This window comes from Sphingomonas sp. RS6 (assembly GCF_054489705.1).
In genome coordinates this window covers 182,228-195,258 of the sequence record NZ_JBTMWM010000007.1, presented here as the reverse complement: position 1 = coordinate 195,258, position 13,031 = coordinate 182,228, and the positions used below count along the sequence as shown (strand labels likewise).

The 13,031-nt window shown below is 63.8% G+C and carries 14 protein-coding genes; 9 read left to right on the top strand and 5 right to left on the bottom strand.

The window, feature by feature from the left end:
- Positions 1-602: 602 nt before the first annotated feature.
- Positions 603-848, bottom strand: a complete 246-nt coding sequence (locus ACX40Y_RS13955; RefSeq protein ID WP_459120168.1) for a hypothetical protein — start codon at positions 846-848, stop codon at positions 603-605.
- A gap of 75 nt (positions 849-923) precedes the next feature.
- Here ACX40Y_RS13955 and ACX40Y_RS13950 point away from each other — a divergent pair, with 75 nt between their 5' ends.
- Genes ACX40Y_RS13950 through ACX40Y_RS13920 form a run of 7 tightly spaced genes read left to right on the top strand, consistent with a single transcriptional unit; the run spans position 924 to position 7,544 of the window.
- Entirely contained in the window at positions 924-1,478 is a 555-nt protein-coding gene (locus ACX40Y_RS13950; RefSeq protein WP_459120167.1) for a VOC family protein, read from the top strand.
- Positions 1,479-1,535: 57 nt separating this feature from the next.
- Positions 1,536-2,468 carry a SagB/ThcOx family dehydrogenase gene (locus tag ACX40Y_RS13945; protein WP_459120166.1) on the top strand — a complete coding sequence of 311 codons (933 nt, stop codon included), beginning with the start codon at positions 1,536-1,538 and terminating at the stop codon, positions 2,466-2,468.
- Entirely contained in the window at positions 2,468-3,565 is a 1,098-nt protein-coding gene (locus ACX40Y_RS13940) for a TOMM precursor leader peptide-binding protein (protein ID WP_459120165.1), read from the top strand. The genes ACX40Y_RS13945 and ACX40Y_RS13940 overlap by 1 nt, the downstream gene beginning before the upstream one ends.
- Complete coding sequence (locus ACX40Y_RS13935) at positions 3,562-4,917, top strand: YcaO-like family protein (RefSeq protein WP_459120164.1); 1,356 nt, start codon at positions 3,562-3,564, stop codon at positions 4,915-4,917. Before ACX40Y_RS13940 ends, ACX40Y_RS13935 begins: the two co-directional genes overlap by 4 nt.
- Positions 4,874-5,683 (top strand): hypothetical protein, encoded by an 810-nt coding sequence (locus ACX40Y_RS13930; protein WP_459120163.1) that lies wholly within the window; start codon positions 4,874-4,876, stop codon positions 5,681-5,683. The genes ACX40Y_RS13935 and ACX40Y_RS13930 overlap by 44 nt, the downstream gene beginning before the upstream one ends.
- Before the next feature lie 8 nt (positions 5,684-5,691).
- On the top strand, positions 5,692-6,456 hold the full coding sequence (locus ACX40Y_RS13925) for a CPBP family glutamic-type intramembrane protease (RefSeq protein WP_459120162.1): 765 nt from the start codon (positions 5,692-5,694) through the stop codon (positions 6,454-6,456).
- Positions 6,456-7,544: an LLM class flavin-dependent oxidoreductase gene (locus ACX40Y_RS13920; protein ID WP_459120161.1), complete on the top strand. Its 1,089-nt coding sequence runs from the start codon at positions 6,456-6,458 to the stop codon at positions 7,542-7,544. The genes ACX40Y_RS13925 and ACX40Y_RS13920 overlap by 1 nt, the downstream gene beginning before the upstream one ends.
- A gap of 13 nt (positions 7,545-7,557) precedes the next feature.
- On the opposite strand, the gene ACX40Y_RS13915 is transcribed toward ACX40Y_RS13920, so the two are convergent.
- Positions 7,558-9,000 (bottom strand): family 43 glycosylhydrolase, encoded by a 1,443-nt coding sequence (locus tag ACX40Y_RS13915; RefSeq protein WP_459120160.1) that lies wholly within the window; start codon positions 8,998-9,000, stop codon positions 7,558-7,560.
- Positions 9,001-9,008: 8 nt separating this feature from the next.
- Complete coding sequence (locus ACX40Y_RS13910) at positions 9,009-9,725, bottom strand: acetylxylan esterase (RefSeq protein ID WP_459120159.1); 717 nt, start codon at positions 9,723-9,725, stop codon at positions 9,009-9,011.
- A 295-nt stretch (positions 9,726-10,020) separates the two neighbouring features.
- Here ACX40Y_RS13910 and ACX40Y_RS13905 point away from each other — a divergent pair, with 295 nt between their 5' ends.
- Positions 10,021-11,184, top strand: a complete 1,164-nt coding sequence (locus tag ACX40Y_RS13905; RefSeq protein ID WP_459120158.1) for an alpha/beta hydrolase — start codon at positions 10,021-10,023, stop codon at positions 11,182-11,184.
- Between the two features lie 71 nt (positions 11,185-11,255).
- Here ACX40Y_RS13905 and ACX40Y_RS13900 read toward each other — a convergent pair whose 3' ends face one another.
- Positions 11,256-11,498 (bottom strand): hypothetical protein, encoded by a 243-nt coding sequence (locus ACX40Y_RS13900; protein ID WP_459120157.1) that lies wholly within the window; start codon positions 11,496-11,498, stop codon positions 11,256-11,258.
- Between the two features lie 100 nt (positions 11,499-11,598).
- Between ACX40Y_RS13900 and ACX40Y_RS13895 the strand changes: the two genes are divergently transcribed.
- The gene (locus tag ACX40Y_RS13895; protein WP_459120156.1) at positions 11,599-12,756 is read left to right on the top strand and encodes an aminotransferase; all 1,158 of its coding nucleotides are present in this window, start codon (positions 11,599-11,601) and stop codon (positions 12,754-12,756) included.
- A 13-nt stretch (positions 12,757-12,769) separates the two neighbouring features.
- Here the strand turns inward: ACX40Y_RS13895 and ACX40Y_RS13890 are convergent, their stop codons facing one another.
- A complete protein-coding gene (locus ACX40Y_RS13890) occupies positions 12,770-13,030 on the bottom strand; it encodes a DUF1467 family protein (RefSeq protein ID WP_459120155.1) in 261 nt (86 codons plus the stop codon).
- Between the last annotated feature and the right edge of the window lies 1 nt (position 13,031).

The window sequence follows — 13,031 nt, the reverse complement described above, 5'->3', positions numbered from 1 at the left end:
GGCGGCAAACAGGAGATGCTGGTCCTCGGGACTTGCCTGGACACCATTCTTACCGACGCGCGTCCCCGGTGCGAGGCAGCCGTGCGACGCACGGGAAGCGACCGCTGCGTTGTTGCAAGCCTTGTGGTCGCTGCGCTTCCTTCCAGATTATCAGCGAACGAAATGGCGCACGCAGTTCGATCATCTGTCGCTTCAGGTGAACGGTGATCGGCTACATTCTGGGGTCCGCCCAAGATTGTCTAGTGGCGTCAATTTCCGAGCATGTAGAGCAGGCACGCGGCACGTTCCGTCATGCGCTCAGCGAATAGGTATGCTCGCTGTCGCTGAAAGAGATTCCTGGTCAACTCTGCGGCTCGGTAAGCCGCATAGTGTAGCTGCGACAACGGCGCGACCGAGATACCATTCCTCATCGCATCCAATTCGGACAAACAACCATCGAGTGGCGGAGCCTGGCACGTGGTTTCCATAATGAGCGGCAGCATTCGTAAAATCGTGCGCGCCCTACGATTTGATTGGATAAAATGAAATTACCGCGCCCCCGGCCTCAGGCGATGACACTCCAATTATAACTACGTAATCCGCCACAACGGCTGCATCTCCTTTTATGATCTTGTTCCATTATTGATACGTTGATCAAGAAAACGAATCGTTTGTTTTCTGATGATGTTGAGCACGATTTCTTTGTAATCTAATGAGGAGGGTGTAATGCGCCTTATCACCAAATCCCGTGCAGAACATGTGACGATCACCGGGCAGAACTTGTTCGGGGCGCGAAGTGGAGCGACGCCAGCAATGATCGTTCCCGGGGGCACCACCTCGTGCTTCGCATCCTGCTGCAGCACCTGCACGTGCGGCGTCCTGACCATCGAACCAGCGCGCGCCTGATGTCGCTGCCTCCGTCTCCAAATGATGAAAGGACTAAGATGTCTGTCCAATCACCTCGCCTGATCACCGTGACAATGCCCGCGAATGGCGGCGGCGGATCAAAACAGCTTGCCGAGTTTTACGACAGTGTCTTCGCACTCGGGTTCGGTCGCACGATCAAGGACTCGAACGCCGCTTATCAGACATGGATATCGGCGGGCGTGAAGGTCAATATCGGCGAACGCTATCATGACAGCGAAACCACGATGCTCCATCTGGCAGTCCCTTCGCTTGCCACTTTTCGAGAGAAGGTAGCCAAAGCAGGCGGCAAGATCATGACAGACCCGATATCGCTGGAATATCACAGCGAATTTGTCGAAAATTACCAAGAAAAGTTCGAACAATTCAAGTTCGGCCGCCGTGAAGATGTGACCCCTACCCTGGGATCTTTCCAGATCTGCTGCGATCCCCAAGGGAATCGGTTTGGGATAGTCGAGCTCGAACCTTGGGCAGCCAGGCTGTTTGAACATGGCGAAATTTCCAAGATCGAAATAGCCGAACAGCGCGCTTCTCTTGAGCACGCCGCCCGGCTCGAAGCCTTGGAAACCGGCTGAAACAATCTGAGCTGACGTCGTTGCGCGGCCCGCATCCCCGATCTGTCAGGAAGAACCATGTTGAAACGCAGTAATGCAGCGGAGAGTGGGAACATACTTCCTCTTGCGGCAGCCTCCTATCTTAATTCCTTCAAAAATCTTGCGACGCATATCAAATCAACGGGGATGCGGACAGCGCAGCTGGTATACACCGGCGGGCCTCCGGAGCAGCGAGACGCTGCCCTCGACTTCATTGAAAGTACCCGCTTCAGACGGGGCGATCGTCAATTCGAGCTATCTGTGCGTTCCTACTTCGACGACGAAGCTCTGGTGATGCTTTCACAGGTCGGTCGACGATCGCGCGGAACAGCAGAAATACTGCGATTGGGTGAGCCGTTGGGGTTGCCGGTGGCTCTTGATGAGGTGATCGCATCACGCCGCAGCCTGCGCGAGCTTTCGGGCGAGCCGTTGAAGATCGATCAGCTCGCGACGATCCTGCAATCCGCCGGCGGAATCACGGCGACCGCGACGACGCAGTTGACCGACGGGCGCGACTGCAGCCTGCCGCTGCGCGCCGCTCCGAGCGGTGGCGGCCTGTATCCGATCGACCTGCACTTGGCGGTGCAGTCGCTGCCCGGCCTGGCGCCGGGACTGTACGACTTCCTGCCGCTCGAGAATGCCCTGGTCCGTCTTCCCTGCGAGGACGGCGCGGCAGCCGTAGAGACGATCGTCGCAGCGTTGCCCGGCGACTTTGTCGACGTACGGCTGGCTTCGGCATTCCTGATATTCTCGATGACGCCCTGGCGCAGCATGCGCAAATACGGCCAGCGCGGCCTTCGCTTCGCGCTGATGGAGGTCGGCTACATCGCCGAGAACGTCCATCTGGCCGCCACCGCGCTGGGCACGCCGAGCTGCGACTATGGCGGCTTTTTCGACGATGAGATCGACCGCGTCTTCGACTTCGACGGGCTCAATCGCACAACCATTCACGTCATGGTGCTGGGGGGATGATGTACAATGTCACGGCTGGCGCCGATACCGCCGAGCGACCGGGTTCCGAATCCGGCCCGCGCATCAAGGTTTACTTCAGCGTCGTCGTGCACGACGCCGACCACGTCGAACTGAGATCCGGCTGCTTCAACGCTGTTTCACATTTCCTGACCGATGACGGGAAATCGGGAACCCTCGCCAGGATCGTCGCTGCATTGGACGGCCGGCCGATCCGCGAGGTCGTACGCACGACCGGCGCATCGCGGACGGCAATCGAAGACGCCGTCGATCACCTCTATCAGCTCGGCGCAATAGAGACCGGCCCCAACAGCGCGATCGACGCCTATTTCGAGCGTATCGCACCCGCAATGCGCACACGCGATAGTGCAATCACCGCGCGCATGCCGCTGGCGATCCTTGCCCAGGACGCGATCGGCGACATGATCGCCAACGCCGTCCGAGGATTGCTGCCAGACGCCGAGATCGAGATTCTGGATGACGGGCATCCCATTGTCGAAGCGCTCAACGGTTTGACGCTCGCCAGTTTCGAGCGAGCGCTTGATGCAGCGACCATCCCCGAGCGATTCCAGGCGCTGTCGGGCCGGCTGATCGTCGCGCCGCAACTGCCGATCAATCCCCATTTGGCATTGGTGCTCAATCGCCTTGCACTCGCACTCGAAACGCCCTGGCTGTGGGGAGCGATGGACGGTCCGACGTGCTTTGTCGGCCCGCTGACGGTCCCCCGGGCGGCGTCGTGTTTTCAATGCTGCGAAACCCGCGTGACGATGAACCTGCGCGAAACGGCATCCTACCAGCGATACAAGGCGGCCCTTGCGGCAGGGGCGGCACAACAGGCGCCGTTCGCGATCGAGGCCGCGCTACAGCACATCCTGGCCGGGCACTTGGCGCTGGAAGCCGTCAACTTCCTGACGACCGGTTCCGCGTTCACGATCGGCAAGACGCTGTCGCTGTACCTCCCCACCATGGAATTCTGCTTCCACGACATCCTGCGCCTGCCCGGCTGCCCCGCCTGCGGACCAGAGCCCTATGTCGACGAGCCCGAACTCTATTTCGACATGCGCGCCGTTCTCTCGGAAGAAGCGGGAGGCAGCCGATGATCTGCGAGAGCACGGACCTGGCGCGCCTCACGCCCCAGATCCGCAGCCTTGCCCAACGGACGATGAGCCCGCTGACTGGCGTGACGCGCAGCGTTGGCGTCTTCCTTGGCAACAGGGAAGAACCTCGTTTCGTCGTCGCCGGCGCTGAACTGACCGGAATGCACGTGATCCAGGGGCGCAATCCCCCCAGCCGATCGATGCATATCGGCGGGTGCGGCGCCACGCCTTCGGAAGCGATGCTGCCGGCGCTTGCCGAGGCGCTGGAACGCTATGCGCAGCTCCACGCAGGCATGCGGCCCGCACGATCGAGCCGGTTCGCAAGCTGGCAAGCAATGGCGGACGATGGAATGGATGCGATCGCCCCGGATGGTTTCCGCTATTTCACCGATGACCAGCAGCGCAATGAACGCCACCCGTTTCGGCACCCCGGCCCGGACGACCCGTTGCACTGGACCCAAGGCTTGTCGCTGGTGTCGGGAAACCGCGTGCACGCGCCGAGCCAATTGCTGTTCCTCGGCTACACGCCACAAACCCAGCAGGGCGAGCCGTGGATTGCCCCGGCGGTAACCACCGGCACCGCCGTGCATATCGCGCCCCTGCCCGCCCTTCGGAACGCAATGCTGGAGCTTACCCAGCTCGATTGCGCGATGGGCCATTGGTACGGCAACAAGCCGGCGATCCGTATCGGATCCGATGCACGCACCCGACGGATCGACAAGACGGTGGCCCGGCTGACGGGACGGTTCGCGACCGCCCATCCCCAATTCTATTTTTTGCCGAATGCCGATCTGAGCGGATTCACCGTCGCTTGCCTGATGTCCGATCGGACAGGGACGCCTGCCGCCGTCGTTGGCCTGGGATCCGACACGCGCCTGGAAGAGGCGATGTACAAGGCATTCTCTGAGTCATCGGGCATCTATCAGCTCGCCAAGCTGATCCTGCTGCAGGAGCAGGAGGCAAGCGGCGGCGCGCCGATCGAGATCGATACGGACGGCATCTATGACCTGGATCTCAATGTCGTCTTCTATGCGCAGTCGCGCAATGGCGAGCGGCTGCGCGAGCGCTTTCAAGAAGGCCCCACCATCTCTGCGTCGCAACTCCCGGCGGACTCGCCCGAGCCGGCCGGCGCCGACATCGCAACGCTGATCGAGGATTATCGTCGCACCGGCAAGGAACTGCTCTATTACGATCTGACCACGCCCGACCTGCGAAGCGTGGGGTTCTATGCGATCCGGGTCTGGTCACCGGATACGATCAGCCTTTCGCTGCCGAGCGTGCCCGCTATGGGGCACCCACGCCTGAATGCCTATGGCGGCGCACGCTTCGATGCGGGGGTGCATCCCTATCCCTGACCCGGCCCGTCTTGCGGCCATGCTGGCCTTATTGCTCGCCGCGGCGGCGGCGCCCGCAACCGCCGCCTATACGCGCGCACTTGCCGGCACCTTGCTGCCCCACCGCACCGCGCAAATCGCAGCGGATGGCCTGAGCAATTATGCGGCCCTGCTGATGACACTCGCACTTGTCGGAATCGGCACATTCGGCCTGCCTCTACTGTGGAGCGGTTGGATCGACGATCACGGCGCGCCCTATGCCACCGCACTCGCATTGGTCGCGGCCCCGCTGATCGGGCGGACCGCGTTCGCGATGGACCTGGCCCTGGGCCGGCGACGGAGACGGCGCGCGATTCCCGTCGCCGCCCCCGCACAGCGCCGGGCACGGATCGCGCGTCATTCCCCCTGGCAAGCGCTGCCGCCCCAACAGGCGGCAATGCCGCGCGCGGGCACCACCGAACCTGGCCTGACAGACATCGCCGGCGCCGATCGACGCCTGCTGGTCGGCATCGGCATATTGGAGGAAATTGCGGTCCGAGCGCTGCCAATCATCGTCATTGCCACGCTTTGGCCAAACATTCCCAACGTGTTGACAGCGGCGTGCATCGGCATCTGGTTCGCGGCGCTGCACGCGCGTTTTGAACCGAGCGAGTTTTTCCGCAAACTGCCGCTATCGGCCGGTGCGACCGCGCTGCTGCTGACGGGCGGCCCGATCCCGGCTGCGCTGGCCCATGCACTGTTCAACCGCGCGGTGGCCGAGCGTCACCGCACGGCAGCAATCGTGTGACGGTTCCGATGATCGCGTTATCCGAGCCCCTGATCTTCGTGGCGGCGATCGCGCTTTATTATGGCGTGCTGGCCCGGTTCGCCGACCGTGCGGTACTACGGCTGATTTTGCGGCGCCATCGCGCACCGGGCGACGCCAATGTGAGCGACATGATGGCGATCGTGGACATCAGCGTAGCTGCAACCTTCCAGCTGGCGCTCGTGATCGGACTAAGCGTCTTGTTCGCCGTGCCAGCAACGACGCTCCTGTGGCGGGGATGGACCGTCGAATTGTTCGCGATCACGCCGGCGCTCGCCGTTGCCGAATTGTCAGCAGCGTCGATGCTGGCGAGCGTTGCACTGGCGGCGCTTCCAAAGGGAAAGGGTGGCGACTGGCGTGCGATGATGAATGCCGGGTGGCTGCGATCCTTCCTGCGTGCCGGCCGAGGCCGCTGGCGGATCGCCGCGGGAGCGGTGCTAATCGTCTATATCGGGGCCGAGGAGTTCCTGTTTCGTGCCGTGGCGCTCGACGCATTCAAAGGATGGGGAACGCCGGGCGCGGTCGTCGCGTCGACGCTCCTGTTCCTCGTCGCCCAATGCGCCGGCATGCCATCCGTGCGTCATGCGCTGTTTCCGCTGGCCGGCGCAGCGGTAATGGGGCCGGTCCATTGCGCGCTTGCGATCGAAGGCGCGCCGCTGTCGATGCTGATCATCATCCACCTGCTGTTCTTCCTCGCCGCCACCACGACCGGCCCGAGCCTGGCCGGCGCAACCACCCGGATGGAGGCCGCCTGATGAAATTCGGACTCTCGCTGCTGCCCGATGCGGCCCCCGGCGAGAAATCGCCGGTCGATTATTATCGCGATGCGATGGCCATGAGCGCGATGGCCGATGACGGTGGCATGCACACGGTGAAGATGACCGAACATTACGGCCACCCCTATGGCGGCTATTGTCCCGATCCGCTGATGTTTCTGGTCGCGGTTGCACAGACAACGCGTCGCATCCGCGTGATGACAGGATGCATCCTGCCGGTGTTCCACCATCCCGTGCAGCTCGCCAGCCGCATCGCGCTGGCCGACGTTCTGACAGGCGGGCGGCTGGACGTGGGCTTTGCCCGTGCGTTCCTGCCCAGCGAATTCGACTGCCTGGGGATCGATCTCGACGAGAGTCCGGCCCGGTTCGAGGCCGTCACCCGAGCCGTCGCGCAGCTGTTCGATCAGGGCAGCGCCAGCGCAGACACACCCTACTTCGCCTATCGCGAGGTGGCGTTGTTGCCGCCCCCCGTGCAGCGCCCGCACCCGCCCTTCTGGGGCGCCGCGGCACGATCGCGCAGCAGCTTTGCCCGCATCGGTGAAAACGGGTTCAACCTCCTGACCGCATTCACAATTCAGTCGAAGGAGCATCTGCGCGAACAGATCGCCGTCTATCGCGACAGTCGCGCCGATGCAGGCCATGCAGGGCCGGGCAAGGTGACGATGCTGGTTCCGCTGTTCGTCGATCGCGACGATGCCGCCGCGCGGCGCAAGGGCTTTTCCTATCTTCGTCGGTATCACGCGACATGGGAGCGGGCATCGACCGCCTGGCGGGGTCGCCAATCAAGTGCCTATCCCGGCTATACCGATTTGGACCGCCAGCTGAGCGCCTTTTCCCCCGAAGACCTGTTCGACAACGGCAGCCTTGCTTTCGGCGATCCCGCCCGCGTGTGCGACCGGGCCGAGCGCCTTGCCGATCTGTTCGGCGTCGACCAGATTTTGTGGAATGTCGATTTCGGCGCGATGCCGCGCGCCGATGCGCTCGGCTCGCTCGACCTTTTTCTAGAGCATTGCATGCCGGTACTGACGAACAAGGCCGAAGCCACGGCAACCGAACTCACCGGTTGACCGGCCCCGATCGTCAGGGTCGCCGGAAGGTCCAGCGCCCGGAATCGCTCGCCGGATCGAACGGCATTAGCGCAGGCGTACTCCGGCCGATCGCGACGAGCGCCTTTGGCTGCTTCTCATCAGATTGAGCTTTGGGCTGGATGCGATAGGTGCCGTCGGTCAGCTGATCGATCCGCCAAAGCTGCTCCGGCGCGCCGGTGAAGGTGGGAACCGCCTGCACGCTGCCTTCCGGCCCAACCGCCAGCGCGCGTTCGGTGCCGGCGATCAGTATCTTGTAGTATGGCGCACCGAACGCACCACCCGCGCCTTCCGCTGGTGAGATCGCCCATTGCTGATGCGCGCGGATCATATAGTCGCCCAGATCGACCTCGATTGCGCCCGCCGGCCAGCTCACACGGTTTTCCGCCAGCGTCTGATTGGCGATCGGACCGGTGGGGTCGCCCGGGCTGGCGAAGAAACTGCGCCGCGCATCGAACGGCATCCGCACGAAGTCGACCGCGAGTTCCAGCGCGCCGCCGCTGCGCTCGGACTGGATTTCATAGGTGCCGGCAGGCAGGTTCTCGCCCGCGACAGGCCAGCCATCCTTCCACAGCAGCGGCATGATGCCGAGCACGCTGCGCCCGCCGCGATCGAGATCGGCCTCATAGTGCATCGAGAATTTCTCGACGCCCTGGCCAAGATCTAGCAGGCCGAAATGGCCCGGCCCATATTGCCGCCCGCGCCCCGCCACGACCAGCTTGCCGCCCCCCTTGAGCAACGGCACGCCCATATTGTCGACATACGGCCCGGTGGGACTGCGCGAACGGCCGACACGGATGTTGTAGGACGAATTCGGCCCGTCGCAGCAGGTGCCGTGGGTGCCGAGCAGATAATACCAGCCGTCGCGGTGGAGCAGCGCCGTCGCTTCCATGTCGATCGCGATATCGACCGGCTCGTTGCCCGCCAGCCGCGCGCCGGTCTTCGGATCGAGTTCGATCATGCGGATATAGCCGAAATAGGTGCCGTAACTCAGCCAGAGCCGCCCATCGACATAGAGGAAGGCGGGATCGATCGCATCGGCAGGCTCCAACCCGTTGGTCGAGGCGACCGTGCCGACGTCGTGATAGCCGAACTCGGGCGACTTGGGATCGAGCGAGCGCGTCCACATTACCTTCACGTTGCTGGCATGGCCGCCGTTCATGCCGCCGCCGCCGACCGCATAGCTCACATAATAGCGGTCGCCAATCTTGATGACGTCGGGCGCGACGCCGCCGCCCGGCCGCTCGCCGCCGCTGCGCCATTCCCAGCCATCCTCGGACACCAGCCCGCCGCCGCGCGTGCCGAACGTCCACCAGCGGCCGTCCGAATAGGTGATGGTCGAGGGATCGTGGATGAACGGCTCGCCGGCCAGTTGGGCAAAGGCGGTGGGCGACTGCGCGAGCAGGAACAGCGCGCTTAGAGACAGGGCGAACTTCATCGGGCTCCTCACTTCACGTCGATCTTGAGGTCGCGGATCGGCTTGCCGTTCTCGTCGACAAAGCGCGCGCAGAAGTCGCTCAGGCCCGGCCCGTTGATCACCGCGCCGCGCAGGACGTTGCGTCCCTTTTTCAGTGTGATCGGCCGTGACAGCACATCGTCCATCACCATGCGGCGATCACCGAAGAGACCGGCGACTTCGCTGCCGTTGAGCCACCAGCGCGACGCAGAATTGGACCCCATCGCCAGCCGCACGCCGCGCATCTCGCGCGGGGCATCGATCACCGTCACCGCCCAGAAGATCACGCCATAGGTCGGCTTGCCGAGCCCTTGAGCAAGGTAGAACAGCTTGACGTCGAACAGGCTGGAATCGAGCGCATGCCAGCGCAGCGATCCGGCCTGCTGGCCATCGCGCGGCACCGCGTCGAACGCGCCGGGAAAGGTGCCGGGCGCCAGCGCCTCGCGAACATAGCTGGGAGTGAAGCCGGTGTTGGTGCGATTGGGCTTCACCACCGGTTCGAGCAGCAGCCAGCGGCGGATGAAGCCATCCGCATCGGGCGTGGTCGGCGTGGCACCGGCGGGCGTGAAATAGGGAGCGAGCCCGGTCGGCGGCGGCAGCTTTTCCTCGACCATGCCGGCCGTCTGCGCATGAAGCTCGCCTGGTGCGAGCAAGGTCAATGCCGATACGGCCATGCACGCGCATGCCGCCAAACGGGCTTTGCCCATCGCCTCTGTCTCCTCTCCCCCAGCGACTCGTGCGGTCGCCGTTGTTATCGGTAACAGCATGGCTAGGGTGAGACGCACTGCGCCGTCAACTGCTGAAACAAGAAGCAGCGCGACAGAGTCACCGAAATCAGCCTTTTATCGCGCTATATCATATATTTACGATGGCGCGTGCAGATCTTCTAAATGCACTGATAGTGCTTGATTTTCTCGGACTAAACTGTCGTATTAATTGCGCTAGAAGAACGCATCCAGGACCGTCGGCTGGGCGCTGACGGCACTCAGGGGGAGGAACGCCGTGAAGACCGCTTTCGTCGCCGTGGCCGCGACCATGCTCACCATGCAACCAGCGGTGGCGCAAACCGCGCCCGCCCCGATCGCCGAGGACTTCAAGCCGTCTGCGCTCAACCAGCCGGGGCAACAATATCCGCAGGTCAATTCGCAAGGCTATGCCCGTTTCCGCATCGTCGCGCCCGAGGCAAGCAGCGTGAAGGTCAGCCTGGGACTCGGCGGCCGCGGCGGCACGACGCTCACCAAAGCGCCGGACGGCAGCTGGACCGGCACCACCGAAGGCCCGCTGGACGAGGGCTTTCATTATTATCACCTCACCGTCGACGGCGGCACGTTCAACGATCCGGGCGCGCGCAACTTCTATGGTTCGACGCGCTGGGAAAGCGGCATCGAGATTCCGGCGCACGACGCCGATTTCTACGCGCTGAAGGATGTGCCCCACGGCCGCGTCGAACAGATCCTGTTTCCGTCGCCCAGCACCGGCACCCAGCGCCGCGCCTTTGTCTACACGCCACCGGGCTATGAGAAGAATGACGGCACGCGCTATCCCGTGCTCTATCTCCAGCATGGCTGGGGCGAGGACGAAACCGCCTGGGCCAATCAGGGCCATGCGAACCTGATCCTCGACAACCTGATCGCCGCAGGGAAGGCGCGGCCGTTCCTGATCGTCATGACCTATGGCATGACGAATGAAGTGCGGCCGGGCGGCCTTGGCAGTTTCGACATCAAGCCGTTCCAGACGGTGCTGCTCGACGAACTGATCCCTTATATCGACAGCCATTATCGGACGCTGGCCGATCAGCCGCACCGCGCGATGGCGGGGCTGTCGATGGGTGGTTTCGAGACGAAGTTGATCGCGCTCAAGAACGTCGATCGCTTCGGCTATATCGGGCTGTTGAGCGGCGGCACGATCTCGCTCGACGATGTCAACGGGACACCCGGCTATCGCGACAAGGTGAAGCTGAGTTTCGTGAGCTTCGGTAGCCGCGAACTCGAAGGCGGTCGCGCCGGCCCGCCGGGAGGGCCGCGGGTCGATCCGCGCGCCAATGCGGCGGCACTGAAGGCGGCGGGTATCCCGAGCGCCTTCTACGTCTCACCGAACACAGGTCACGAATTCCAGACGTGGCGGCGCAGCCTGCACGAACTCGCGCCGCTTCTTTTCAGGGACTGATGTTGCCCCGGCCCGAGCGCGGCGGCCTGCGACTGCGCATGCTGCCGCGACGGGCCTGAACGGTCGGGTCGCTATTTGCGGTCCTTGCGGCCCCCGCGCCAGTACAGCAGCCCAGCGACGATCGCGGCAGACCCGACGCCGATCGCAGCGCCCATGCCGATCTGGCGATTGCTCGGCATCCGGCGACGCTTGGCCTCTGCCATTTCCTTGGCTGCCGCGATCGCCTCGCCGCCAGCGCTATCCTCGTCGTGCGGCGCCTCTTCGATCGGATAGGGCGACTTGGCTTCTTCGGGCACGGGGGGCTTTTTGGTCATGGTCATCCTTCGTCCTACGCCGATCCACAACGCACCGATTCATGCGGCGGTTTCGCCTCCACTTGCAACCGACGGGCACCGCCCGCAATAGCTGGCTGCGATGAACCCGATTTATTCCCGGATGGGCACCACCATCTTCGAAGCGATGTCCGCCAGGGCGCGGGCAACGGGCGCGATCAATCTGGGCCAGGGGTTTGCCGACGGGCGTGGGCCGGACGCAGTTCTGGATGCCGCCGCGCGCGCGCTGCTCGATCGTTCGAACCAGTATCCGCCGATGGCCGGCCTGCCGGAGCTGCGCAGCGCCGTCGCCGAACATTATGCCCGGCATCAGGGCCTGAACCTCCAGCCCGACGAGGTCATCATCACCTCCGGCGCGACCGAGGCACTGGCCGCCACACTGCTGGCGCTGATCGAGCCGGGTGACGAAGTGGTTTGCTTCCAGCCGCTCTACGATGCCTATGTGCCGCTGATCCTCCGGGCCGGCGGGGTGCCGAAATTCGTCAGGCTCAGCCCGCCGTCATGGCGGATCGAACGTGCAGCGATCGAGGCGGCGATCACGGCGAAGACCCGCCTGATCCTGCTCAACAATCCGCTCAACCCCGCCGCGACGATGGCAAGCGCCGAGGAACTGGCGATGCTGGCGGATTGCTGCGTCGCGCACGATCTGATCGCGATCTGTGACGAGGTGTGGGAGCATGTGACCTTCGATGGCGCGCGTCACCTGCCGCTGATCGGCTTTCCGGGAATGCGCGAGCGCACCGTCAAGATCGGCAGCGCGGGCAAGATCTTCGCGCTGACGGGGTTCAAGGTCGGTTGGATGTGCGCGGCGCCCCCGATCGCGCGCGTGCTCGCCAGGGCGCATCAATTCCTCACCTTCACGACACCGCCAAACCTGCAATGGGCGGTGGCGGAAGGCCTGGCGACGCAGGATGGCTGGGTTCAGGCCGCGTGCCGGCAGTTCGAGCGCGGCAGGGACCGGCTGGCCGATGGCCTGACCGGGGCGGGGCTGGCCGTGCTGCCCAGTGCCGCGACCTATTTCCTGTCCGTCGATCTCACCGCCTCCGGCCTGTCGATCGACGACGTGACCTTTGCCAACCGGCTGGTCGAGGAAGCGCGCGTGGCGACCATCCCGGTATCGGCCTTTTATGCCGATGATCCGGTCACCAACGTCGTCCGCTTCTGCTTCGTCAAGGAAGACGCGGTCCTCGACGCAGCAATCGAACGGATCGCCGACTGGCTGCCCGCCGCGCGGGCGTGAGGCCTGCCGCGGATCAGTGTGCCCAGTCGAGCGTCTCGGCAGTCACCCAGCCATTGACGTAATTGAGATAGAATAGCGCGAACAGGATTGTCGCGACGATCGTTGTGCGCGCCGCGATGCGCAGGAAGTTGAATTCATGCGGCGCGCTGGGGGACTGGCCCGGCACAAGCGGCGCACCGACTTCCTCGCTGGTGCGCACGCCGAACGGCAGGACGAAAAACACCGACATCGCCCAGAACAGGAAATAGATCGCGAGCATCGACTGCCATTTCATG